This window comes from Phyllobacterium sp. CCNWLW183 (assembly GCF_037203775.1).
In the GTDB taxonomy this organism is placed as follows: Bacteria; Pseudomonadota; Alphaproteobacteria; order Rhizobiales; family Rhizobiaceae; genus Phyllobacterium; species Phyllobacterium ifriqiyense.
The window spans coordinates 250,877-273,448 of the sequence record NZ_JBBCBN010000004.1 but is presented as its reverse complement, the minus strand read 5'-3'; the positions used below and the strand labels follow the sequence as shown (position 1 = coordinate 273,448).

Annotated in this window: 23 protein-coding genes and 3 pseudogenes; all 26 read right to left on the bottom strand. The window is 54.2% G+C overall.

Features of this window, described 5'->3' with window-relative positions; all coding sequences use genetic code 11:
* Positions 1–2,624: pseudogene (locus tag V9K95_RS11820) on the bottom strand (hypothetical protein); the annotation flags it as partial.
* A gap of 318 nt (positions 2,625–2,942) precedes the next feature.
* Entirely contained in the window at positions 2,943–3,425 is a 483-nt protein-coding gene (locus tag V9K95_RS11815; protein WP_307283661.1) for a cytochrome c-type biogenesis protein, read from the bottom strand.
* A complete protein-coding gene (locus V9K95_RS11810) occupies positions 3,422–5,440 on the bottom strand; it encodes a heme lyase CcmF/NrfE family subunit (protein WP_336440939.1) in 2,019 nt (672 codons plus the stop codon). Before V9K95_RS11810 ends, V9K95_RS11815 begins: the two co-directional genes overlap by 4 nt.
* Entirely contained in the window at positions 5,437–5,883 is a 447-nt protein-coding gene (gene ccmE / locus V9K95_RS11805; protein WP_307283657.1) for a cytochrome c maturation protein CcmE, read from the bottom strand. The genes V9K95_RS11810 and ccmE overlap by 4 nt, the downstream gene beginning before the upstream one ends.
* Positions 5,883–7,043 carry a c-type cytochrome biogenesis protein CcmI gene (gene ccmI / locus V9K95_RS11800; RefSeq protein ID WP_336440938.1) on the bottom strand — a complete coding sequence of 387 codons (1,161 nt, stop codon included), beginning with the start codon at positions 7,041–7,043 and terminating at the stop codon, positions 5,883–5,885. Before ccmI ends, ccmE begins: the two co-directional genes overlap by 1 nt.
* A gap of 92 nt (positions 7,044–7,135) precedes the next feature.
* Positions 7,136–7,561 carry a hypothetical protein gene (locus V9K95_RS11795; protein ID WP_115051938.1) on the bottom strand — a complete coding sequence of 142 codons (426 nt, stop codon included), beginning with the start codon at positions 7,559–7,561 and terminating at the stop codon, positions 7,136–7,138.
* A 69-nt stretch (positions 7,562–7,630) separates the two neighbouring features.
* Positions 7,631–8,932: an ATP-binding protein gene (locus V9K95_RS11790; RefSeq protein ID WP_115052198.1), complete on the bottom strand. Its 1,302-nt coding sequence runs from the start codon at positions 8,930–8,932 to the stop codon at positions 7,631–7,633.
* A 113-nt stretch (positions 8,933–9,045) separates the two neighbouring features.
* The gene (locus tag V9K95_RS11785; protein ID WP_115051939.1) at positions 9,046–9,717 is read right to left on the bottom strand and encodes a response regulator transcription factor; all 672 of its coding nucleotides are present in this window, start codon (positions 9,715–9,717) and stop codon (positions 9,046–9,048) included.
* Positions 9,718–9,744: 27 nt separating this feature from the next.
* Entirely contained in the window at positions 9,745–9,996 is a 252-nt protein-coding gene (locus tag V9K95_RS11780; protein WP_115051940.1) for a hypothetical protein, read from the bottom strand.
* Between the two features lie 92 nt (positions 9,997–10,088).
* Positions 10,089–10,307: a hypothetical protein gene (locus V9K95_RS11775; RefSeq protein WP_115051941.1), complete on the bottom strand. Its 219-nt coding sequence runs from the start codon at positions 10,305–10,307 to the stop codon at positions 10,089–10,091.
* Positions 10,308–10,319: 12 nt separating this feature from the next.
* Positions 10,320–14,185 (bottom strand): annotated as a pseudogene (locus tag V9K95_RS23695) (baseplate multidomain protein megatron).
* Between the two features lie 30 nt (positions 14,186–14,215).
* On the bottom strand, positions 14,216–14,641 hold the full coding sequence (locus tag V9K95_RS11760) for an NlpC/P60 family protein (RefSeq protein WP_336440937.1): 426 nt from the start codon (positions 14,639–14,641) through the stop codon (positions 14,216–14,218).
* Positions 14,638–15,504, bottom strand: coding sequence for a DUF2163 domain-containing protein (locus V9K95_RS11755; RefSeq protein ID WP_336440936.1), 867 nt, complete (start codon positions 15,502–15,504; stop codon positions 14,638–14,640). Before V9K95_RS11755 ends, V9K95_RS11760 begins: the two co-directional genes overlap by 4 nt.
* Entirely contained in the window at positions 15,501–16,130 is a 630-nt protein-coding gene (locus V9K95_RS11750; protein WP_336440935.1) for a DUF2460 domain-containing protein, read from the bottom strand. The genes V9K95_RS11755 and V9K95_RS11750 overlap by 4 nt, the downstream gene beginning before the upstream one ends.
* Before the next feature lie 9 nt (positions 16,131–16,139).
* Positions 16,140–16,724, bottom strand: coding sequence for a phage tail tape measure protein (locus V9K95_RS11745; RefSeq protein ID WP_336440934.1), 585 nt, complete (start codon positions 16,722–16,724; stop codon positions 16,140–16,142).
* A complete protein-coding gene (locus V9K95_RS11740; RefSeq protein WP_336440933.1) occupies positions 16,717–16,932 on the bottom strand; it encodes a rcc01693 family protein in 216 nt (71 codons plus the stop codon). The genes V9K95_RS11745 and V9K95_RS11740 overlap by 8 nt, the downstream gene beginning before the upstream one ends.
* Positions 16,933–16,934: 2 nt before the next feature.
* Positions 16,935–17,273, bottom strand: coding sequence for a gene transfer agent family protein (locus V9K95_RS11735; RefSeq protein ID WP_435530246.1), 339 nt, complete (start codon positions 17,271–17,273; stop codon positions 16,935–16,937).
* On the bottom strand, positions 17,273–17,686 hold the full coding sequence (locus V9K95_RS11730; RefSeq protein WP_336440931.1) for a phage major tail protein, TP901-1 family: 414 nt from the start codon (positions 17,684–17,686) through the stop codon (positions 17,273–17,275). Before V9K95_RS11730 ends, V9K95_RS11735 begins: the two co-directional genes overlap by 1 nt.
* 31 nt (positions 17,687–17,717) lie before the next feature.
* The gene (locus V9K95_RS11725; RefSeq protein ID WP_336440930.1) at positions 17,718–18,128 is read right to left on the bottom strand and encodes a DUF3168 domain-containing protein; all 411 of its coding nucleotides are present in this window, start codon (positions 18,126–18,128) and stop codon (positions 17,718–17,720) included.
* On the bottom strand, positions 18,125–18,265 hold the full coding sequence (locus V9K95_RS11720) for a hypothetical protein (protein ID WP_336440929.1): 141 nt from the start codon (positions 18,263–18,265) through the stop codon (positions 18,125–18,127). Before V9K95_RS11720 ends, V9K95_RS11725 begins: the two co-directional genes overlap by 4 nt.
* Positions 18,262–18,597, bottom strand: a complete 336-nt coding sequence (locus V9K95_RS11715) for a phage head closure protein (RefSeq protein WP_336440928.1) — start codon at positions 18,595–18,597, stop codon at positions 18,262–18,264. The genes V9K95_RS11720 and V9K95_RS11715 overlap by 4 nt, the downstream gene beginning before the upstream one ends.
* Positions 18,597–19,157, bottom strand: a complete 561-nt coding sequence (locus V9K95_RS11710; RefSeq protein WP_336440927.1) for a head-tail connector protein — start codon at positions 19,155–19,157, stop codon at positions 18,597–18,599. Before V9K95_RS11710 ends, V9K95_RS11715 begins: the two co-directional genes overlap by 1 nt.
* Positions 19,158–19,236: 79 nt before the next feature.
* Positions 19,237–19,701, bottom strand: coding sequence for a hypothetical protein (locus tag V9K95_RS11705; protein ID WP_336440926.1), 465 nt, complete (start codon positions 19,699–19,701; stop codon positions 19,237–19,239).
* Between the two features lie 187 nt (positions 19,702–19,888).
* A complete protein-coding gene (locus tag V9K95_RS11700; RefSeq protein ID WP_336440925.1) occupies positions 19,889–21,124 on the bottom strand; it encodes a phage major capsid protein in 1,236 nt (411 codons plus the stop codon).
* A gap of 577 nt (positions 21,125–21,701) precedes the next feature.
* A pseudogene (locus V9K95_RS11695) lies at positions 21,702–22,205 on the bottom strand (HK97 family phage prohead protease); the annotation flags it as partial.
* On the bottom strand, positions 22,195–22,563 hold the full coding sequence (locus V9K95_RS11690) for a DUF6107 family protein (protein WP_336440924.1): 369 nt from the start codon (positions 22,561–22,563) through the stop codon (positions 22,195–22,197). The pseudogene V9K95_RS11695 and the gene V9K95_RS11690, both read right to left, overlap by 11 nt.
* Positions 22,564–22,572: the final 9 nt, after the last annotated feature.

Here is a 22,572-nt window from a genome sequence, read left to right as displayed (position 1 = left end):
TTGCCGGTGACTGTCTTGACTGACTGGTCAACCGTGTCACCAAGCTTCTTTGCAGAAGCGTCAATGCTCTTTTGAACTGTATCGTCCGAAAGACCAACAAGCTTCGTCGTTGCTGCATCCGCGCCAACCTTGGCCGCATCCGCCGTCGTCTTTACTGTCGCAAGATTGCCGGTGACTGTCTTGACTGACTGGTCAACCGTGTCACCAAGCTTCTTTGCAGAAGCGTCAATGCTCTTTTGAACCGTATCATCCGAAAGGCCTGCAAGTTTCGTCGTTGCTGCATCCGCGCCAACTTTGGCCGCATCCGCAGTCGTCTTTGCTTCGGTAGCCTTCTCTACAACCTTGTTAAACTGCCCCTTGTTCACCGCATCCGTATCGACAGTACCTTCCGCAACATTGCTGATTTTCGTACCGTTGCTGCCCTTGAGCTGAAGCTTGGTATAGTCAACAGTTTCATTGCCAGCCGCATCCTTGGAGACGCTATATTGCACTGCGCTATTACCAAGCCGGTTAATGCCGTCATAGGCAGCATTGAGTTGGCTGCCGTTAACAGCATCCGTGCTGGTCGCGCTCACCTGCCCCGGTGCAACATTGATGATCTGGCGTTTGACATCTGCTTTACCAACACTGACAACGGCCGTTGCTTTGGTGCTGTCAAATGCGTAGTCCTTGCCATTCAATGTAACGCTATCCACCTTATGCACATCTTCGGTTTCCGCATTTGAGCCCAGCGCAACACTGTTCTTCTTGCTCGCTTTGGACGAAGCACCAACTGCAATGGCGTATTCCTCTGATGCTTGCGAACTAGTACCAATGGCAATTGCTTTAGAGTTATTTGCCCCAGACGTATCGCCGATAGCTATAGAAGATTCGCCGTCAGACTTTGCTTGGGGGCCTATCGCCGTGCTCTTTTTCTTTGTCGATTTCGCTTCCCAGCCTATTGCAGTCGATGCCTCTTCCGTTGCCTTTGTGTCAGTACCAATGGCAGTTGCTCTCAGTTGATTTGCCTCAGATGAAGCGCCTATAGCTACAGAATATTCGCCGTCAGACTTTGCTTTTTTACCAATCGCCGTGCTATTTTTAGCAGTCGCAGACGTAGACGCCGCCCAGCCTATTGCAGTCGATCCCCAACCCAATGCCTTTGAGCCAGAACCAATGGCACCTGCATTATAACCTGCAGCCTCAGATGCATTGCCGAGAGCTATAGAAAATTGGCCGTCAGACTTTGCGCCAGAACCCAACGCAGCGCTCGAAGCACCACCCGAAGACGCTAGGATACCTACCGCCGTGCCGTGTTCAGCACCTGCAGACGCCGACCAACCTATTGCAGTCGATCCCCAACCCAATGCCTTTGAGCCAGAACCAATGGCACCTGCATTATAACCTGCAGCCTCAGATGCATTGCCGAGAGCTAGAGAATAATTGCCGCTCGACTTTGCACCAGGACCAAAGGCACCTGCATTCAAACCTTGAGCCTCAGATGCATTGCCGATAGCTATAGCAGAATCTTTGCTTGCTTTTGCAGCCCAACCTAATGCCGAACTGTTAAGTCCACTTGCATCACTCCCTGAACCAAAAGCAGAACCACCTACACCAGCATTTGAATTCGGGCCCACTGCAGTGCCGCCAGCGCCCGCCGCCTTGGCGTTGTCGCCGATAGCTATTGCGGGTACAGTGATTGTCGTTACTGTAGGCGCAGCAGCACCTGCTACTGCGGGTACAGCGGCACCTGTTGCTGCGGGCGCAGTGGCACCCGTTGTTGTGGGCGTAGAAGTAGCTGCTGCGGGCGCAGTGGCATCTACTGCTGCGGGCACAACAACCGTCGTTGTGCCACCTTTTGCCCCTGCATTAGTGCCGATGGCGATGTCGCCAAGAACGGTCGTGCTCGTGGTCGCTGGCTGACTGTTTGCATCGGTGTTAATCTTGATCTGCGGAAAGCGAGTTTCCGGAAGTGCGGTTGGCGTGGGAAACGATATGGTGTGGCCACCATCAGTTCTTTCTGGTGTAACAAATTCTGCAGTTATTGCAACGCCGGGCACCACCGCGTTTGACACACCACCACTCGGAAATGTGGTGCCGACTGGAAAAACCGTACCGACAGGAAACCGGAGAGGAAAACCAGTTCCGCTCGCTTTCATGACGACAGGTCCCTTAAAGAAAGTGCCTTTGTAAAACTCCCCCTTTTCCTGTGGGAAAAAGTAATCTTTATCGAGTGGCACGTTAAGCGGCACAACTACGCCATCAGCCTTAACCACGCCGTTTGGCGAAGTAACAACTGTTCCTTTGAGTGCGGTGAACGATATATATGATCTATTCAGGGCTTGCGCCTCAAAACCAAAGCCATTTTCTAGCCTGACAAACCCCGCTGGCACACCGGCCACGCCCACAGCCGGAGAAGAGGCAGTTACGGATTGAGCCAGCACGGGCGAAGCCAGAGAGACAACCAGCGCAGCCGCCATCATCCCCAAACCCTTGCGGCGCTTGAAGCCCAGTACCATGCAAGCAAGACGCAGGATAGCATTGAGACGGCGACGGGCGGAACGGCTCTCAGCCGAACCGGCGAGCCAATTACCGGCAAAACGAGCAGGCATGCTGGAGGAAACAGGTGCGTTGACTTTGGTCATATCAATCTCGCTCAAAAATAATATAGCAAATACTGAGGTAAATATCGGATATGCTTACAGAAATGCGTTCACAGAAGTTTATTACTGTGATGGATCAATAAAATTTAAATGCGGGAATATTTTTTACTTGGAAAGGCTAATGTGCCAGACCGGAACTTAATCATTGCCGCGATTATCAACGGCTTATTAACGTGTAAACAAGCAAAATACAAGAGTAAAAACTAGTTTTCAGTGTGTTAAATTCTGTTTTATGGAAAAATTTTATTATACTTTAGTATAGTAAACCCATACTAAAGTATAATACCTTGTCGCAATTTGTTAATTATCGAGCGTTCCGACCAGTTTTTTGAGTTGCTGTTTTTCAACGTCGGAAAGAGGTCCCGATTCTATTGAAACAGTGCGGCGGCGCCTCGCCGAAACGACAAGAGCCAAAGCACCGATGAGCAAAGCGCCTATTGGAAAACCCCAGAGCACGACCGTGCTTAATCGCAGCCGGGGCTTGAGCAGGACGAATTCGCCATAGCGGGCGACGAGAAAATCCAGCACCTGCTGGTCAGTATCGCCAGCCATAAGCCGCTCGCGCACCAGGACGCGCAGATCGCGGGCAAGATCCGCATTGGAATCGTCAATGGATTCATTCTGGCAGACCATGCAGCGCACCTGCGCAGAAATGGTGCGGGCACGTTTTTCAAGGACCGGGCTTGTCAGCATCTCGTCGGGGGAAAGCGCAAATGCGCTACTTGCGCCGAAACAAAGCAGCAGGACAAGGAAAGTTGCAATTGCGTTGCGGGTGCGGCTCATTGGGACACGCGGTTTTTTGCGGGGGCAATGCGGATTTTTGCGGTTTGCATCAGAGCTGCTTTACCCTTGGCGGGTGCACCGACACGCAACCGGCGGTCAAGCAAAGACAGGCAGCCGCCCGCCATCATAAACACGGTTCCAAGCCAGATCAATGTTACCAGCGGCTTCCACCATATTCGCACGACGATGCCACCATCGGCAGCCGCATCACCCAGAGCCACGTAAAGCTGGCTGAAGGCGAAGGTGCGGATACCGGCCTCGGTTGTCTGCATATTGCGAACAGGGAAGAAACGCTTGGCCGCCATGAGCGACGTTACCGGCTGTCCCTCATCGCTCAAAACGGTAAACCGGCCTTGCTCTTCGCTGAAATTGGAACCTTTGAAGGGCTCGATTTGATCGAAACGCAGCGTATAGCCGCCCGCCCGGATGCTTTCACCCGGTTTCATGACCAGAACGCTTTCGGTTGCGAAGGTGGTGGTTGCAACAATGCCCAGCAAAGTGACGCCAAGACCGAGATGAGCAAACGCGGTGCCGAAAACCGAGCGTGGCAGGCCAATGAGGCGCTGAAATGCGACTTTCAAAGAGGCTTTTCCGATACCGGCTTTCAGCGCAAGGTCTGTGAGCGCGCCGAGCATGAGCCACACGGCAAGCCCTATGCCGAAAGCCGCCAGAACGCCGGACGCCGAAGTTTGGTAAAGCACGGCAGCGACAACCAGCAAAGCACCGAGGAAAGCAGTCATGAGGCGCTGTGCCACGGCCAGGAGATCGCCGCGCTTCCACGCCATGAGTGGCCCGAATGGTACGGCGGCCAAAAGCGGGATCATTAGCGGGCCGAAGGTGAGATTGAAAAAGGGCGCGCCGACCGAGATTTTTTCGCCCGTCAGAAACTCGAGCAGAAGTGGGTAAAGCGTGCCGATCAGAACGGTCGCTGCAGCCGTGGTCAAAAACAAATTGTTGAGAACCAACGCACCTTCACGCGAAATCGGCTGAAACAGGCCGCCGGGTGCCAGACTTTGGGCACGCCATGCAAAGAGCGCCAAGGACCCGCCGATAAAGATAACAAGTATGGCAAGGATGAAAAGGCCGCGACCGGGATCGGTGGCGAATGTATGGACGGAGGTCAGTACGCCGGATCGGACAAGGAATGTCCCGAGCAGTGACAGGGAAAAGGTGAGGATTGCCAGAAGCACAGTCCAGATTTTCAGCGCCGAGCGCTTTTCCATGACCAGCGCAGAGTGAAGCAGAGCGGTGCCTGCGAGCCAAGGCATGAAGGACGCATTTTCAACCGGGTCCCAGAACCACCAGCCGCCCCAACCCAGCTCATAATAGGCCCAGTAAGAGCCCATAGCGATGCCGCCTGTCAGGAATGTCCAGGCCACGAGCGTCCACGGACGGACCCAGCGCGCCCAGGCCGCATCTATCCGGCCATCAATCAGCGCAGCAACCGCAAAGGAAAAGCACACGGAGAATCCGACATAGCCCAGATAGAGCAGCGGCGGATGAATGGCGAGACCGATATCCTGCAGGATCGGGTTAAGATCACGTCCTTCGACCGGTGCCGGGTTAAGGCGCGCAAAGGGGTTTGACGTGGCGATAATAAAGGTAAGAAATGCAGTGCCGACCCAAGCCTGAACCCCAAGCACATTGGCTTTCAGCGATGGCGGCAGATTATTGCCAAAGAAGGCGACGAGCGCGGTGAAGAAGCTCAGGATCAAAACCCAGAGCAGCATTGAACCTTCGTGATTGCCCCACACGCCGGTAAATTTGTAAAGCAGCGGCTTTTGCGAATGTGAATTCTCAAACACATTCTGAACGGAGAAATCGGAAAGCACATTGGCGCTTGTCAAGGCCGCAAACGAAATCGCGACAAGGGCAAGTACAGTGAAGGCGGCGGGAACGGCAACTGCCATCATCTGGTCGTCATTGCGACGCGCGCCCAGTATCGGCAGCACGGATTGAACGATGGATAAAGCCAGAGCGAGTACCAGCGCGAAATGTCCAAGTTCGACAATCATGGCTTCTTGCCCTCTTCCTGCCAGACACCTTTGGCCTTCAGGCTATCCGCAACTTCCTTGGGCATATAGTTTTCATCATGTTTTGCCAGCACGCTGTCGGCGATAAATTTGCCCGTGGGTGAAAAGCCACCCTCGATAACAACGCCTTGATCTTCGCGAAAAAGATCCGGCAATATGCCTTCATAGGTGACGGGAATGCTTTTTATCTTATCAGTAACTGAAAAGCTGATCTTGGTTCCCTCGCCGCGAACCACTGTTCCTTTTTCAACCAACCCGCCAAGCCGGAATCGCGATTGCGACTGAATGTCGGAAGCTTGAATATCGGAAGGCATGCGGAAGAATGCGATTTTCTGTTGCAGAGCAAAGAGTACGAGCGCAGCCGCCAACCCCAAAACGGCCAAACCGCCACCAATGACCGTCAGTCTTTTTTGCTTGCGCGTCATCAATCGTTCTCCGGCTCGTAAGCTAAACCGAGATCATCCGCCACGGCATCAAGACGGGCCATCTTTTCAGCGCTCAACGCTTTTTTGGCACGATCCAACGCTTCAATGGCATCATTAGGCCGGTTAAGAACGACATAGGATCGCACGAGCTTCTCCCAGCCCTCAACATCGTCCGGAGCTTTTTCCAGTTTCGCAGCGAGGCTGGTAACCATGCCTTCGATCATTGTCGCACGGCTTTCGCTGTCGGCATCCATCATTGCCTGCACCTGAGCCGCATCCGGCGCGGTCTTGTCGACATCGCTGACATCTGGCGCATCACCATTGATCTCGGTGTCCAGCCTGGTCAACGCTGCTTGCGCCTGATCGCGCCATGGTACATCAAGTGGCGCCTCCACCAGCAGCTTGCGGATGAGATCACGCGCTTCGGTCAGGCGGCCTTGCTGCATCCACCCGTCAATGATGTAGAATTGCGGGCGCATGTCTTTTGGATCCAGCGCCAATGCCTTGTTGAATGCTTCTTCGGCGCGGACCGTGATTTTACCGCCCGCTTCCGCGACCAGCGCCTGGCCCAGACCAAGCTGCCGCGCGGCGCTGTCGCCATTCAAGCGTATTGCATTTTGATACGCGGCAACTGCATTTGCAGGGCGGCCCATGCGCGTATAAATCGGCGCGAGGACCTCCCAGCCCTGACCGTCATCAGGGTTCAGTTTCAAATGCGCTTCTGCTCGGGCAACCAGCTCGTCAGGCGTGCTTTGATCGGCAGGGCGCGCAAGCCTTTCCGCCAGTGGCTGGCCGGGCAGATCCGGATTACCCGTACTTGCATAGACAGCCCATGAAATCAGGGGAATTGCGATGACCGTTATAAGTGTCATCCACTCACGGGTGGCGCTCTTGGCTGGGCGAACCACCTGTCCGTCTATTGCGGCGGCCTTGGCGGATTTCAGAAGCCGGCGCCCGATTTCCGCACGTGCCTGTTCGCCTGCAACTGGATCGATCAAGCCACGCTTTTCGTCAGCGTCTAGTTCACGCAATTGGTCTCGATAGACCTCAACATCATATTGATTGTCCGACACTGAAGCCGTGGTGCGCCGTGTTAACGGCAAAAGCACCAGCAACGTTGCGACAACGGTCAGAAATGCGGCAGAAATCCAGAAAATCATGCGTGAGACATAGACTCTCGCTTATCCAAAATCCAAACGCAATTTATTGATAGGGCAATTCGCCGCAAATGCACTTCGTTGACCGATCCCGATCACAGCCGCGTCCAGCTGCCGTCCTCATTGCGACACGCCGTTCCACGCGCAGATTGCGGCGTGCCATCAATACGGATGGTATGGGTATATTGGCGGCAGTTCTGCGATCCAACTTGGTAGGGCTGAGCCGCCACAACCTCGCCAGAACGATTGTTGCTGCTTTTCCACTCTACAACCTTGCCGGCCGGAGAATATTCCAAGGTCTGATACTCAGCCTGCAATGCCTGCTTGCGGTCTGCCGGTTCAAGCGATGCATTGCCGACCAGTCCATTACCGAGGGCGGCAAGAACGCTCGTTTTTGCAGCTTGTTTCGAGCCGCCGGTCCAGGAACCTAGAACCGCGCTATCGCCCTTGCCGCCGGATGTCGTTGAACAACCGGCAAGCGCAGCAATTGCGAGAAAGGGAATAGCGACATGAAATTTCATCACAAGCTCATTTTCAGATAAATCTTCAGGCCTTTATGACCTGATTGAATGGCGGCTTGCAAGCTTCATTCAGTTCGCAGCCGTTGGTAAAATCAGTCTCGCATGTAACCCGCCGAGTAGAGAACTGCGTTCAAGCGTTAGGGTTCCGCCATATTCGCGCACAGTGTCGTTCACAATCGACAGGCCCAAACCTGTGCCCGGCTTTGTTTCATCAAGCCGCTTCCCGCGTGCCAGCGCGTCCTGTATCTGCTCGGCAGCAAGACCCGGCCCGTCATCCTCGACGCTGATCTCAAATCCTTGCTCGACGCGGGCAAGTGTCAAGGTGATAATCCGGCGGCCCCACTTTCCAGCATTCTCCATCAAGTTGCCGACGATCTCCTCAAGATCTTCCTGCTCACCAGCAAAGATTGCATCGTCCATGTAATTGTTGAACTTGATGTCCATGTGGGGATTGAGCTTGGCGGTAACGCGCACCAGCCGCTCCAGTATCGGCGTTACGGGAGCGCGGAAGACAACACTATCACGCTGTGCGGCAACGCGGGCACGTTGGAGATAATGCTGCACCTGAATTTGCATAGCGGCAGATTGTTCGGCGATAAGGCGGCCTTCCGTGCCACCGATTGTCCGGCTTTCATTCACCAGAACCGATAAAGGCGTTTTCAGCGAATGGGCAAGATTGCCGACCTGCGTGCGTGAACGATCCATGATACGGCGATTATTGTCGATCAGCGCATTCATCTCGCGCGCCAGGGGCGCGATCTCGTTGGGCAAGTCTTCGTCAAGACGCGTAACCTTGCCCTCGCGGATATCGCCCAGTGAACGGCGCACACGATCAAGTGGGCGAAGCCCGAATAGAATAACGGCAGCATTGATCAAAGTTCCGCCCAGACCAAAAATGCCGAGATAGAAGTACAACGTATAGCGGAAATCTGCGATTTCTCCCTCGACTTCGCTCAGATTTCCCATCACCCTGAAACGTGCGACCCGATTATCCGCGTCAAGCACCACTTCGGTTTCAACGACCGACAATTGCTGGCCGTTCGGTCCGGCTTCCGTATATTGGCGCTGGAATGATGTATCGAAGGGAACATTGAGAGTTGAGGGTGAATCGATGTTTCGCTCTCCCAGAGAAACGGAGCGCAGCGAGCCCTTTAAATTATCCGCCGCAGGCTCGACTGACCAATACCAGCCTGAAAGCGGGCTGGAATATCGCACTTCACCGGGGTCAGGACGTCCTGCCAACGTGCCATCATTGACACTGACTGATGCGATAACACTGAAAAGATGGGCTGAAAGCAATTGCTGAAAGCTTTTCAGGCGTGCTTCGCCATAGAGCGTCGAGATGATAGTGGCGATGGCAATGAATGAGATGATGGTCCAGAGGGTCGAGAGCGAAATGACGCGGAACGACAGAGATCGCAAGCTTGGGAGATAATTTCTCAGCCGGATTGCCACGCAATACCCTCTTTAAAAGGCTTAAGATCCTAAGCCTTGCTGTCTTGCGACTTGATACGATAGCCCATACCGCGAATGGTCTCGATCAGGTCCATGCCCATCTTCTTGCGCAACCGGCCGACAAAAACCTCAATAGTGTTTGAGTCCCGGTCGAAATCCTGATCGTAAAGATGCTCGACCAGCTCGGTTCGCGATACGACTTCGTCCATATGATGCATGAGATAGGAAAGCAGGCGGAATTCATGGGAAGTGAGTTTCAGCGTGTTTCCATTGACAGTGGCTTTTGACGTTTTCGTATCCAGACGCAACGGACCGCAGGAAATTTCGGACGAAGCATGTCCCGCCGCGCGGCGGATCAAGGCGCGTAAGCGCGCAAGAACTTCCTCAATGTGAAACGGCTTGGCGACGTAGTCGTCAGCACCCGCATCAATCCCTGCCACCTTATCGCTCCAGCGATCGCGGGCTGTCAGCAAAAGTACGGGCATGATACGGGAATCCTGGCGCCATTTTTCAAGCACGGTCAGCCCATCCATCTGCGGTAGGCCGATATCCAGGATAACAGCGTCATAGGGTTCGGTATCGCCGAGAAAATGCCCTTCTTCGCCGTCAAAAGCCTTGTCGACAACATATCCAGCCTCCGTCAGCGCATCCACGAGCTGACGGTTGAGGTCGCGATCATCCTCGACGACAAGTATTCTCATGCAGTATTTCCTCGCGGACTTATGAGATCAGTTTGCTGGAACAGCAACTTCCACACGCCGCGGTCGTTCGCCGTCCTTACCGGGAACCAGAACGACCACTACGCAGACCTCTTTGCCGTTTTGGACAACAGATGTTGCACGCGCAAGGGTCCCCCCTTGCGAGTCCGCTACCTGCTGCCCCACCGACGAGCAATCCGCAGCTAAAGCAGGACCGGCGAAGACGACGCCGGCGCCCGAGATCAGACCCGCTAGGGGCAAGGAGAAGAGTAAGTGTTTCATCATGTTGTCATTAATATCGATTGCTGTCTGAACGATGAATGAACAGTTGGTGTCTCGCTGCTACAAATGCCACAGGTTCACGTCTTTTAACATCATATTTCTTTACGTGAAATGAGAGTTGTCGCGCTGATGCGTCCAAATAGCGCTACAACGCCGCTAATGGCGGTTAGGAATTGGACTATCGTCTCTGCAAGAGATGCATGATCGGCCCCTTCAAGCGAGCCATTGAAGAAGCCGGAGCACGACAAGCCAATTGTTACTATCGATGCCCAGATGGTCTTGGAAGCAAACCATGATTTTTCGTTGGTCATTAGCAAATTCCTTTAAATAATTGTCGGTTCAAAAAATACTGGAGAAAATTTACAGTGGGCCTCCTGACCAAGCCCGACTGAGGCGGAAATCATCGCTACTTTAAAGTCAAAAGCGACGGACGGATTGCCCAGATCCTTCAGCCGCTCAGAAGCACTGTAAGTCCAGTTGCTGGCAGTCACTTCAAATGACCTGACAGCCCGCTCTTCAAACAGTATTTCTATATGATAGGCCTCGCGCTCTTCCCCCAGCGGTATTTCTGGAGAAAGCCAGCTATCGGCATCAATTCTCCCGCGCCTGATCCAGACTATATCCATATCGCCATTTGGGCGCATTCTGGTGCTGATATGGACGGGCGAAAGCGGTTGCAGTACCCGCAATCCTCCCATTTTTGTTTTGGTGCTGTAAAACTGGTCGGAAAACTCTTCGCCTGAGCATCCAATGCGCCAGTTTAACTCCAATCCCGCCTCTTGGGGTTTCAAGCCTGCCGGAGAAACAGCATCATTGAGCAAAATGAAGGGTGCTCCCTCCTTTTTGAGCTGCATGGCCTCACGTTCGGTCCCGCATTGGCCACGCAACAGCCCGGTGAGTCGCCATACGTCGCTGCTTATTTCCTCCGCATTGAGAAATTGCAGCAATTCCCACTCTCCACCAGACGTTCCAACAAGTGCACTATTGGCACCGTTAAAAAGTTGGGAGCGTGTCACCGAACTCAGCTCTCCATCGTACAGCCTGACTGAAAGAGCCTGATTATTAAGCCAGCGCCCGCTGGCGCCTTCATTCAATGGTGCAACCAACTCGCCCATGACAGCGCTATGCGCCAACATTGCGCGCTGTTCAAAACCAGTCTGTTCCGGAGAGATAAATGCGCTTACTCCGTTCCAGGGCCGCGCAAATGCGGCAATCCGGAATTGATCGGCAGGACGCTCTATCCCCGGCCACATCGGAAGGTCTATCAACTCAAAATAAGGTCTGCCGCGAATAGCAAGGTCCGCACCTGATGCAACAGGCAATGCTGCCTCGGCGGGATACCGAACGTGTTTTGGTACTGCCCGCGCCTCCAGACGCCTCGTCGCCCCATCTTCAATCGAGGTGATTACAAAAGCACCTGCGGGCACTGTACCATGCGGGTCGGCAATTCTGATCCGGTCTCCAACTTTCAAATGCGCCTGTTTCCAGGGTAGCTCTAACGTTACTGATCGCCGGGACGCACGGCGCGACTGCATCCATTCTTCGGCAAGTGACTTGGCCTGACCGCTTTCCAGCATGGCTGCAATGCCGATGCTTTCCGTTCCTTTGCCGTTCTGGCGCTCGGCAAAGGCCATCGCCGCCTGATAATCCAGCATCGGGTCGCGATAGGCCAGCTCAACGCGTTCCGGCTGCTCCATTATTTCTGTCAGCCGCCATGTCAGCGCGGCAGCATCCTCGCGCTCGACGAACTCTTCAATCAATGGTGTTTGGGAATCTGTGCGGGTATTGCTTTGAAAGACAAGCGTTTTTCCGCTTTCAAATGCATCTATCCCGTAGACTGCGAGCAATGGCTCGATTGCGGATCGAACACTCGTTGGTTCGTCCAGCACGTAGCCACTGACAAATCCATCGACGCGACACGTATCGAAATCAACGATCCCATAATCTTTGAGAATGGCAGCTACCAATTCATCGAGCGCCACGCCTGAAAGCCGACCGTTCAGCCAATGACCCGATGTCCAATTGTCGCCATCAGACCACAATTTTCGGTTTAGCGGAAATTCCGGATGAGGCCGTGTATCCCAAGCCCAAACATAGAGCCGATCCTTATCAAGCATGCTACCGGCAAGGTCTGACCAGTGCGCAATATGTGCCCGCAAATAGCGATTCTGGGCCAGGTCATTTCGTCCTCGATCTGAAAAATAGGGAAATGCCCCCTCGGATGATTTCATATCGGGAAAAACATTGGGCTGGTTCGGGCCCTTATCGACAGCTGGGCAGCCTAGTTCCGTCAGCCAGATTTGCTTGGCAGCGGGCTGCCATACAGTAGGTGCGGTCTGTTCCACGCCACCAATCCGATTGTAATGACTGTTCCTCCACCATGAAGAAAGGTCTTTGAAACGATAGACCCATGGCTTGCCGGAGCCATCTGAAATCGGTGTTCGCACACGCATGGTCCGGTCATTCGGCGATGCATAATACCAGGCATAACCTTCCCCTGCAGTAATCTGCTCTTGCAACGCCGGCAGATCATAGGGTGCCACAAAGCCATCCGGATTAGGCACCCCATAATCTTCGTCACGCCAGTCACTGAGCGGCATATAATTGTCGATGCCAATGGCGTCGATTGCCGGATGCGCCCAAAGTGGATCAAGGTTGAAATAAACATCGCCTGAGCCGTCTTGCGGATGATGCCCGAAATATTCAGTCCAATCCGCGCCATAGGTGAGCTTACATCCAGCCCCACAACCCGGCGGATATCGGCGGCAAGACTGCAAAGCCCATTTACGAATGGGAAATGATCGTACGGCCCCCGAACCATGGTAAGCCCCCGCAGTTCCGAACCAAGGATAAACGCATCCACGCCGCCTGCACAGAGAGCCAGATGCGCGAGATGCAGCACAAAACGACGATAACCCCAATCTTCACCATTGCCTTGATAGTGGACGCGTTGATGCTTGATCTGATAATTTTCTGCCGTGGCGCTCCCTAGAAATTCGGCGATCTGGTTCACCGCCGCTTCTGTCTCGTTGACACTGCCAGCATGGTAAGGCGCAGGGTGACAGGTAATGCGTCCACGCCAAGGATGTGTCGCCTGATGTGTTGAACCATAGGGATCCGGAAGCTGGTTGTCCGCCGGTATATCAAGCATGATGAACGGGTAAAGCGTGACGCTCAGACCTCGCGTTTTTGCGTCCTCGATGGCGGCGATAATGCTCTCATCGGATGGCGTTCCACCATAGATCACCCCCTTGTCATCGCGGGAAATGAGGTGTGCACCGATGCGATCAACGCCTCCAGCGCACCATTTCTCGCTTTCGTTGTTCTGATTCCTGTCCATGACGCCCGGGCGAATTTTGCAATTCCCAGCACGCAAATCCGCGGCAAACCAAGGCACTACGATTGCAACATGCTTAAGGGCAGGACAGAGCCCCTGCAGCTCGTCCATCGACGCCTCCCAGTCCGTATCACCTCGCAGGCAATTATGGTTCAAAGCAATCGTCTGACCTTTACCCGGCTCATTGGTTACCAGTTTCGGCGAGAGTCCGAACTCCGTTGAGCCGGGTATAAGTGCTACCGCCTTGAGACTGCTGGCGACGGCTCCGATTGCTCTGATCACTTCAAACTGAAACTGCGGTATGCGATTGCCAAAATCATCGAGTGGAAAATGCTCGAAAACCACATAGGCCGTGCCCCGATATGCTGGTGCATTGCCGCTTCCCTGTTTGGCTTCAATCAATGGATCCGGCATTTGATTTTCGCCGCCGCAATGGACGCGGATTGTGCCTCGCGTCTGGTCGTATTCCTTACCGTCAGCCCATATGCGACGGATAAGGCTTATCTCTCCGGCGGCAACCGCAATGGCGAAATTGCCGAAGTAGGAATATTCAGCGACCTTCCGTCCGCCTTTACTGCCCTGTCGCTTTTGGGTTTTCTGCTCCTCGAAACGCGTTCCCCATATCAAAACGCCCGGCACCCGCGCCGCGCCATAAATGCGAGGAAGAGCAGCTCCCTCCTCGCCCATCGTCGGACGCATGGATGTCATGCGTGGCCCTTCGGCATTTTGTCCGAACAGCGCACGATCGATCAAATAGCCCCCCACCGAAGCAGCGGCTGTGGCTATTGCTGCTGTGACGGTACCTGAACCGAAAATAGCCGTAGCAGTCGTGGTGAGAACGAGTGTCGCCATATCATCAAGTCCCGTGGCAAATACTTCAAATTATTGAGGAAATCCAAACACGCCAGCAATCCGCCTGCGCCATTGCGGGATCAGCGCTGAATCCATGACGCAGTGTCCTTCATAGGCATGTGTAAAACTATCCGGGCTAGTCAGTATGCCCAGATGCTTTGCGGAAACTCCGTCACGCCAGCGGAATACAAGCATGTCGCCGGGGATTGCCTCTGCCGGATCTTTCGGAATCATGTGCCTGTGCGCAGCCTCCAGCAATGCGTCACCACCGCCTGATTCAGCCCAGTCCGGAGAATAAGCTGCGATGTCCTGCGGCTCGCGGTAATAAAGTGCTCGCCATATTCCGCGGACAAGACCAAGGCAATCGCACCCGACCTGACACTTGGAACCTTGGTGACGATAGGGTGTGCCAAGCCAAAGCCGGGTTTCAGCCAGAACGTCCTGTGCGATCGTCATGGGACCAGCGGCCCGCCATCAAAATTGCCTTTGCCGTCTGCAAAATTGTAGACTGCATCATTGCCTGGCAGATGAGGAAAACCACAAAAGTTCAAGGCATTTGCAAATTTTGCCTTGCACTGCGCAAAGCTCTTGTCACAACCGGCATCAAGCAGAAATGTATCGCCTATTTTGATGTCTGGAATTGGAGAATCCCGCAAGCTCAGGCGGATACCCTCACTGTGAGTCTGGTATGCCAGTACGACATTCCTGCTGCCATTGTCCCAGGTCAACGTTCCATTGCGAAACCAGTTGTTGTCCGATGGCTGCAAACCGGCAACCACAACCTCGCGGTCCGAGATCAGCCTAGTTACACTCCCCTCCTGTGCGCGGCTTTTGTAACCGCACCGGCTGTCACCCAGCCGCGCATCGCATTGCCGGGTTACCCGACGACCGCTTATCTTGTCGAGATCAACGGAACTGCTTTTGAGTTCTGCAACAAACCGCCCGCCCGAGCGGGTGATTGCGCCGATACGCGATGAACGCAACAAGGCATATTGTTCAGGCGATGCCCAATTGACGAGAAACGTCTCGACCGCCGCCCCATCGAATGCACCCCGCTCAATGTCATTATCGGAAATAGCAAGCGAAGAAAGCGCTCCTTCGATTTCTGCGGTATCGACACTCAGACCCAATGCGCTTGTGGCTTCACTGGCACTCAATCCAGTTTGCGGTTCGCAGGATACGCCTTCAATACGCAATGTTTTGTCGTGATCGGTGAAGCCATATACAATCTTGTCTGTTCGCCGGATGATCCAGCAAAAACAATGCGTTGTTATCTCGCCTGAAAGATGTGATTCAAGCGTTGCCGGCAAAGAGCTCATGCCTTGACCTCAATAATGGGAATGGACGGAATATCACCGGCGCTGAATGATCTAAGGCTGATCATCAGGCGGTCTGTGTCGAACCGCGCGGGTACATCGAAACCGAATCCCGCACTCACTGCTGCGCCCTGTTTGGGTATTTTCCCGGGCTGGAAAATGATCTTCCCGCTGATCAACTCAACAACAAAGTCGATCGCCTCTTTGTGCTCTATGCCCGCTACGGCCACCCGCACGCTGTCTTTTTCCACCTTGGTGATAGGCCTTACGTGCTCGCCATAACGCTTGATGAGTTGGAACACTCCATTGTGCCCGTCTCCCAGCCCAAGCATCTGATCCGTGGCAGCGATTGGCATGCCGGATTTGCCCGATAGATGATCAAAGGGATCGCGAAACCGGAAGGCATGCAGCGAGCCCCGCCGCGCCTCAAAAAATGCCATCACCTCTTCAAGGTCCGCCAGCGAACGCAATCCGGTACCAGCGTCATAGTGGCGTCGCGACTGGGACCAGCGTGCATTGCGCTGCTCGAATCCGGACGTGAGCGGCACGATTTCATTGCGCCATTCCGGTCCACCGGTCGCACCAAAGGAGACAGCCGCCGGAAAGCGGACGTCGTGAAAATCTGCCATACTTTATCCTTAAAGCGTTCTTGCGCCCCGGCGTGCGGCGCGTGCCAGCATGCCCGTTACTTGCGCCTCGGATTTGCGGAACGAAGCAGCATCCGTCGCAGTGACGTTAAATGTGACATGGACCGGCGAGCTGCCGCCCTGTGTGGCCACGCCAAGGCGCCCATCCGGTCCTCGTGCGAGTGGCATGATCGCCTCGCTGCCCGCTTCGCCCATAAGCCCAAGGGAGCCGCCAGCATTGAAATAGGTCGGAGTGTCGATAATGCCGCCTTTCGCAAAGGCTGTTGGCCGGTCAGCTGGGATCGGTACCGGTCCCTTGAAGGTACCAGGATTTGCCATGAAGCTTCCAATGAAATTGGAAAACAGGTCCGAAGCCATGTCCTGCAATGGTTTCAATCCGGAATTCAGCGCCATACCGGCGATGTTCATCGCCACTTGCTTCAGAACATCGTCCAGCCCTTTGCCACTTATTGCGGCGCTTTTCAGCGAACTGGTCAGGGTGCGTCCGAACAAATCGGATTTCTTCTGCAAGTCATCCAGTGCGCGATCCATTCCGCCGGTGTCAACGTCCATTTTTACTGTTAGATTTTCAGGCATTGATTTCCTGCTGTTTATCCGGAAAGACTTGCATCATTTGCTGAAGCTCACACTGCGTCAGTGCAGCCCGTGAGGGCGGTCGATAAAATGCTGCGTTCAGTTCACGCGGCGTCATCGCCCAGAATTCAGCCGATGAGAGTCTCAACACACCAAACCCGGCTGCCATCATCGCTGCCCAGGGAAATGGCTCAGTAGAATTCCCATCCATTATCAGAGGGTTACCTCCGCCGGTTCCGATTTTGATTCACCGAAGGTTGCGCTTAAAATTTCACTGACAATGCGAGCAAATCCAGTCGCACCGCCTTCAGCGCGCATTTGCGATACTTCATCAAGAGCCACAGCGTTTCCGCCGCCGCGTAGTCCCGCTGTAATGATTTTGAGAATGTCACCGGCTGAAAGCGGGCTGGTAGAAAACCGCTTCAGCAGCACAGCCAGATCTTCGGCGCCAAATGACGCTTCAAGCTCCGCCAATGCACCCAGGGTCAAACACAATGTCCATTCACGCCCATCAAGCATGGCGCTAATTTCGCCGCGATGCCGGTTCACCATCATGCGATCTCCGTGAACTTGACTGGCCCGGCCGACTCCAGAGCAATTTCAAACGTGACCTCGCCATTATGCGCGCCGCCATATTCCAGCGCGACGATCTGAAATAAACCCTGCAACAGGCCAAAGCCCGGAAGTACGATCTGCCAGTCAGGGATAGAGCCGTCAAAAAATGCCTGCCGGAACAGATTATCCGAATGTGCATCCTTGAAGATGCCCGAACCACTGATTGATGCCCGTTGAACAGCACTGCCGCCGAGCAGCTCCCGCCAGCGTCCGGCTGCGTCAGCATCTGTCACATCAACAGTTTCCGTGTTGAAAGCCAGGCGTTTGGAGCGCATGCCCGCGCAAGTGACATAGCCACCTTCCGCACCCGCAATCTTCAATAGAATATCCTTGCCTCTTTGGGCGACCATTGGTGTTCCTTTCAAATGGATTTTTCAAATCTCAACCGGACAGGTCTTCTGTCACCGCCCGGTAGCGCAATACGCCCAGATACCCATCCTGAGCGTCCTCGGCGCGTGCCTGCGAATATTGCAGGTTCAAATTCGTGAGCCGGTGGCCGCTCAGCACCAATTGTGAGCGCTCCAACAGGTGTTCGATCACATTCATGATCTCGAACACGGTTTTACGACCGCTCGCCCTGTTCCAGATATTGAGCGTAAACAGGTGCTCGCTGCCGCGTTCGGTCGCCGTGCTCCAGTCGTAAATATTGGAAGAACCCAACGTTACATAGGGAAACTCGGCTTTTAACGGCACGCGGTCATAAACCCGTCCCGCAATCAGCCTTTCCAGCGCACCGTCGATTTTCAAACACGCCAGCAATGCCTTTTGCAGTTCCAACCCGGCACTTTTCATGACTTGTCATCTCTTGGGGGTGGGGATTGTTTTTGAGCCCTGCTCGCCTTTTCAGCGGCTTCTTCCATCAGCTCCATCGCTTGCCAACGCAATGTACGGACCAGATCGGCCAAAGTGAGTTGCATGGTTACCTTCATCTGCCCTCCTCGCTCACACGTGCGACCAGATAGCGTCCCGTCTCGTCAGGGTCATACAATGTCAGTATCTGAAATATGCGCGCACCCTTGCGAAAACGCATGCTCGTGGAAATATCGGCGCGGTGCCGCAATGTAATCCTGTGGCTCAGCTCGGCAAGTTGCTGCTCGCCCAGCAATCGCACTCCCGGTCCAACTGGTTCAATTTGAGCCCAAAGGTTGGCGATTTCGCTCCAGCTTTCCTCCAGTTCGCCCGCTTCTCCAGCCAACATGGAAGATTTTTCCAGCAGCAACCCTTGGTTGAGACTGCCCGGATCAATGAACAGCGTCGCCATCAAAATGAAACCTTGCGCCAAAGTCCTACCGCCCGCTCGAACGCAGGAGGATAGGAGACAGGCTGTTGCGCAGCGCCATAAACGCCGCGAAACTCGTACCAATGGGCCACAAGCGTCAAGATGGCATGGCGCAACGCATCGGGTACATCCTTGCCTGTTTCACCGAAACCGGCAACGAAATCCACTTCCAAGGCAACGGAATTGGCCGTGCGTGAGCCAAGGTATAATCGTGCTGGGCGTGAAGCAGATTCCAGATGCAAATCCTCAGCCGCTACCTGCACCGGCGTTCCGTCAACATGATATGCACTCACCGAAACAATGGACTGGACCGGACATTTCCGCAGTTTTATCACTCCGGCGGTCGGCCATTGATCGATGTAAAGCCGGAAGGTTTGGCAGATCAGAGCAAGGCCCGTCTGCGTTTCCAACGTTTCGCGCGCTGCTTTGATAAGTCCATCAAGCAGTCCGTCTTCGCTATTATCTGTGAGGCGCAAAAATTGGCGCACCTCTGCCAGCGTCACCGGCTCAAGAGCCGGCGGCTTTATCAGTGTCATTGTCATGTTCAGGGTCTCGTTCCGAGTTGGAATTATTCGGTCTCGATCAAGGCATCGCAGCGTTGATTGAAATGAGATTAGACGGCTAGCCGGTCGGCAGGTTGGAGCAGTCTTCTATTTTGCGTTCATGATCTTTTGCCATGTTGATCATAATCTGAGTATCCAAGGATAGGCTGTATCCGCCATAGAGTGCACTCAGCAAAAACTCAGCCACTTTGCCGTAAGCAGCGGGTTCGGGACTATCAATAATCGCCTGATAATTACCTTGCGTACCATCCATCGAGAATCCCAGTCTTGCCAGACTATCGATCCCGTTCGGGTCCATTTGGTAATAACCCGCCTCACCTTCCTTCGGGCCAAAAAAACCTGAAGATGCCTCACACAACATGCGCTTATCATCATCGACGAACCTGCATTGCACATAGTTCTGCGAACGTTCGGTGGAAAGAATTAGATAACGGTCAAGTTCAGTCTCGCGACCTGCACTCGAATGAATTTTTGCCAATCGCGCAATGACCGGACACCGATACCGCTCAAGGAATTCGGCCAACTTGTCCGAAACCGCAATTTCCCCTGCGAAACAAGTCGATGGACCTGTGCAGCCGAGTGTCAGGCTAAAAATCAGCACGATAATCCGTTGAAAACGCATCCTTCAAAACTATGTGAATCTTTAGTGCGGTCAATTCGACATTGGTAGAAGAAGTCCGGACGGCCGCAAGACCGCCCGGACTGGATGATCAGACGCCGAACTTAAGCAGCTTGATCGCATTGAAGTCCTGAAGGCCACCGCCCACACGCTTGGTCGTGTAGAACAAAACGTAGGGCTTGGCGGAGTAAGGATCGCGCAGGACGCGCACGCCTGTGCGATCCACCACCAGATATCCTCTTGCAAAATCACCGAAGGCAATGGCAGCAGATTTGTCGGCCATGTCAGGCATATCTTCAGCCTCAACGAGGCCAAAGCCCAGCAGTGATGCCTGCGTGCCGGGCGTTGCGGGCGGCGTCCAGAGATAGTTGCCATCCTTGTCCTTAAGCTTGCGGATAGCCGCCTGCGTTTTGCGATTCATCACCCAATTGGCATTTTGGCGATAACCGGCTTTCAGCGCATAGATTGTGTCGAGCAGAACATCCGAAGCATCATTGGCGGAAAACGCCCCGGCGACGCCAGTCGATAGCGAGCCGAGTTTACCCCAGCCCCAGGCGGACTCTGCCACTGTGTCATAGGTCAGGAAGCCGCGTGGTTTGTTGACCCCGTCGCCATTGATAAAGGCCTTGCCTTCCTGCTCGGCAAAAGCCGTTTCCACCTCGGCAGAAATCCATTGTTCCACATCAACCACGCCGTCATCGAGCAGCGAGGATGTTGCCGCCGGCATGGCATAGAGCTCCATGGTCGGAAATTGCAGCTCAGCCAATTTGGAGCCTTCAGTCTGCGGACGTATGTCGGTCTCGCTAACCCAGCCTACGGATGGTCCCTTGATCGAAAACGGCTTCTTCAAAACTGAACCGGATACCTGTCCTACCGTGGCGATACTGCGGATGGGCGATATTTGCGCCAGTCGCGTTCCGATTTCGGTTTCAAGTTCCTGGGGCACCAAATAGCCGCCATCGGAAGCCGAACCGATCGAATGAGCCTTGGCCTCAAGTGATCGTACGCCGCTTTCATCGCCGCGCCGGACATAGCTTTCAAAAGCGTTCTTATGCTCCAGCGAGCGCAACGGGCTGACACCGCCATCCAGAGCGGGACGCACCTGCTTCAGTTCAAGCTGCTCCATTGCCCGCTTTTGCATGTCCAGAGCTTCGTCAAGTCGCTGTAGCTTTTCATTCGTGAGAACATCTACACGGGAACTTTTTTCGAGCGCGCCCAGGCGATAGTCATTGGTTGCTTTGTACTCGTCAAATGTTCGGGCAAATTCGTCGAAGCTCTCCATGCCTTCCAGAGTCTTTGTTTCCAGTACGTCATTGTATTCGTTCATTATTTTTCCTTCGGTTGTTAAAGAGGACATCAGAATGCGCATAGGCAATCGCTTCGCCCCAAGGTTTGGGGCAAAGGCAAAGACGCGCATGTCTGGCAGGGTTTAAGCGACCAGAGATCAGCCGCCGTTGATCAGCTCTGTACCGTTCGTAATTTTACGATGGTTCGGCCTTTGTTTTGACAGCGGCCAGGATTTTGCTGCCGATTGTTTAAATAGAGAAGATAGGCATTGTCGGGAAAATTCCGCTCAGAGACCCCGTCTTCTTCGAAAAGAAAATTTGTTACCAGATAAAGGTCTTTAGGAATTCCGACAGGTGTTCTGCAATCATTCCAATTTGCCGCCTCTCTGCCGAAACGCGTGGCTGGTTCGGATCAAATTTCAACGAAAGCCAGTGCTGGAACGCCTCATAAAGCGTCGAGCGACGCTTCAGCTCCAGATTTTCCGCTTCCAGATTTTCGATCCAGCGGCGGTTATAATGACTTGGTGTTGCGCGCTTCAGTGCGCTCAGCAGCAGTTCATTCGCTTTGATGTTCCACAACAGCCTTAGTCGATGTGTATAGGCCGGCATCTGCCTGGCGGGCGGTTGGCTTTTCACCTGCCCCACTCTGGCCGAAGGCAGCATGGGAAAGGTGACTACAGAGATTTCCCAAAGGTCCGCCTCGTGGATATGCCGCACGCCAGCGCCATCCGTCTTGGCGCGCACGGTTTTGAAACCGATGGAGAGGCCATCCACCGCGCCGGAGCGCATGAGTTCCAACACCTCCTGCGCCTTGGCAACGCCCTTTGCCAGCTTGCCCTCGACATAAAGTCCGCGCTTGTCCTCGCGCACAACTGTCCACACGCCAATTGGCTGGTTGGGATCGTGCTGCCAGAGCATGCGTATACCGCCTGCTCCCCGTTCGCGCACCGATTTCAGAAAAGCGCCCGCTTCTATGGCGTCCTTACCAAGGTCGATTTCGCCGAACAGACTGGCATAGCCGGTAAAACTGCCATCCGCAGAGACGTTTTCAATCGTGAGGCCGGTAAACTTCCTCTCAATGCCCGCAATGGCTTTTTGCGCAAGGTCGAGGCTAACCTGCATTGGCGGCATCCCCCTTGTCGGAGGAATCCGACCCAACAGGCGGTGCTTTTGTCTCGCCCATACGTGCAGCGATCCGGGCGAATACGCCCAGCGCTGTCCAGGCTGCGAGGCTTGCCGCGGCAGACCCCATCAGCATCAGTTCGCCATCACCAAGCTGGCCGCGAATATCGAGTTCCGCGGCGATCTTGATTCCGGCAACACCGCCGAAAGCAAGGCCGCAGACAATGCCAACGATGAAGCGGATGGCCGCATCGCTTTTATCGCGCGGCAGCATATAGGCGAGAGAGACAGCAGAGCCAGCAATAGCTCCCGCCGCCTTTGCCGCCAATATCCAGGCGGCATCGGACCAGTTTGTCATGATTTTCTC

Excerpts from the sequence above, each read along its gene's own strand:
- V9K95_RS11760 (WP_336440937.1), bottom strand. The coding sequence starts at position 14,641 with ATGACGATCGCACAGGACGTTCTGGCTGAAACCCGGCTTTGGCTTGGC.
- V9K95_RS11690 (WP_336440924.1), bottom strand. The coding sequence starts at position 22,563 with ATGACAAACTGGTCCGATGCCGCCTGGATATTGGCGGCAAAGGCGGCG.
- V9K95_RS11715 (WP_336440928.1), bottom strand. The coding sequence starts at position 18,597 with ATGGCGACGCTGTTCATTGATCCGGGCAGTCTCAACCAAGGGTTGCTG.
- V9K95_RS11710 (WP_336440927.1), bottom strand. The coding sequence starts at position 19,157 with ATGACAATGACACTGATAAAGCCGCCGGCTCTTGAGCCGGTGACGCTG.
- V9K95_RS11725 (WP_336440930.1), bottom strand. The coding sequence starts at position 18,128 with ATGAAAAGTGCCGGGTTGGAACTGCAAAAGGCATTGCTGGCGTGTTTG.
- V9K95_RS11730 (WP_336440931.1), bottom strand. The coding sequence starts at position 17,686 with ATGGTCGCCCAAAGAGGCAAGGATATTCTATTGAAGATTGCGGGTGCG.
- V9K95_RS11735 (WP_435530246.1), bottom strand. The coding sequence starts at position 17,273 with ATGGTGAACCGGCATCGCGGCGAAATTAGCGCCATGCTTGATGGGCGT.
- V9K95_RS11775 (WP_115051941.1), bottom strand. The coding sequence starts at position 10,307 with ATGACCAACGAAAAATCATGGTTTGCTTCCAAGACCATCTGGGCATCG.
- V9K95_RS11750 (WP_336440935.1), bottom strand. The coding sequence starts at position 16,130 with ATGGCAGATTTTCACGACGTCCGCTTTCCGGCGGCTGTCTCCTTTGGT.
- V9K95_RS11745 (WP_336440934.1), bottom strand. The coding sequence starts at position 16,724 with ATGCCTGAAAATCTAACAGTAAAAATGGACGTTGACACCGGCGGAATG.
- V9K95_RS11700 (WP_336440925.1), bottom strand. The coding sequence starts at position 21,124 with ATGAACGAATACAATGACGTACTGGAAACAAAGACTCTGGAAGGCATG.
- ccmI (WP_336440938.1), bottom strand. The coding sequence starts at position 7,043 with ATGATTTTCTGGATTTCTGCCGCATTTCTGACCGTTGTCGCAACGTTG.
- V9K95_RS11785 (WP_115051939.1), bottom strand. The coding sequence starts at position 9,717 with ATGAGAATACTTGTCGTCGAGGATGATCGCGACCTCAACCGTCAGCTC.
- V9K95_RS11795 (WP_115051938.1), bottom strand. The coding sequence starts at position 7,561 with ATGAAATTTCATGTCGCTATTCCCTTTCTCGCAATTGCTGCGCTTGCC.
- V9K95_RS11740 (WP_336440933.1), bottom strand. The coding sequence starts at position 16,932 with ATGGATGGGAATTCTACTGAGCCATTTCCCTGGGCAGCGATGATGGCA.
- V9K95_RS11780 (WP_115051940.1), bottom strand. The coding sequence starts at position 9,996 with ATGAAACACTTACTCTTCTCCTTGCCCCTAGCGGGTCTGATCTCGGGC.
- V9K95_RS11815 (WP_307283661.1), bottom strand. The coding sequence starts at position 3,425 with ATGAGCCGCACCCGCAACGCAATTGCAACTTTCCTTGTCCTGCTGCTT.
- V9K95_RS11720 (WP_336440929.1), bottom strand. The coding sequence starts at position 18,265 with ATGAAGGTAACCATGCAACTCACTTTGGCCGATCTGGTCCGTACATTG.
- V9K95_RS11810 (WP_336440939.1), bottom strand. The coding sequence starts at position 5,440 with ATGATTGTCGAACTTGGACATTTCGCGCTGGTACTCGCTCTGGCTTTA.
- V9K95_RS11755 (WP_336440936.1), bottom strand. The coding sequence starts at position 15,504 with ATGAGCTCTTTGCCGGCAACGCTTGAATCACATCTTTCAGGCGAGATA.
- ccmE (WP_307283657.1), bottom strand. The coding sequence starts at position 5,883 with ATGACGCGCAAGCAAAAAAGACTGACGGTCATTGGTGGCGGTTTGGCC.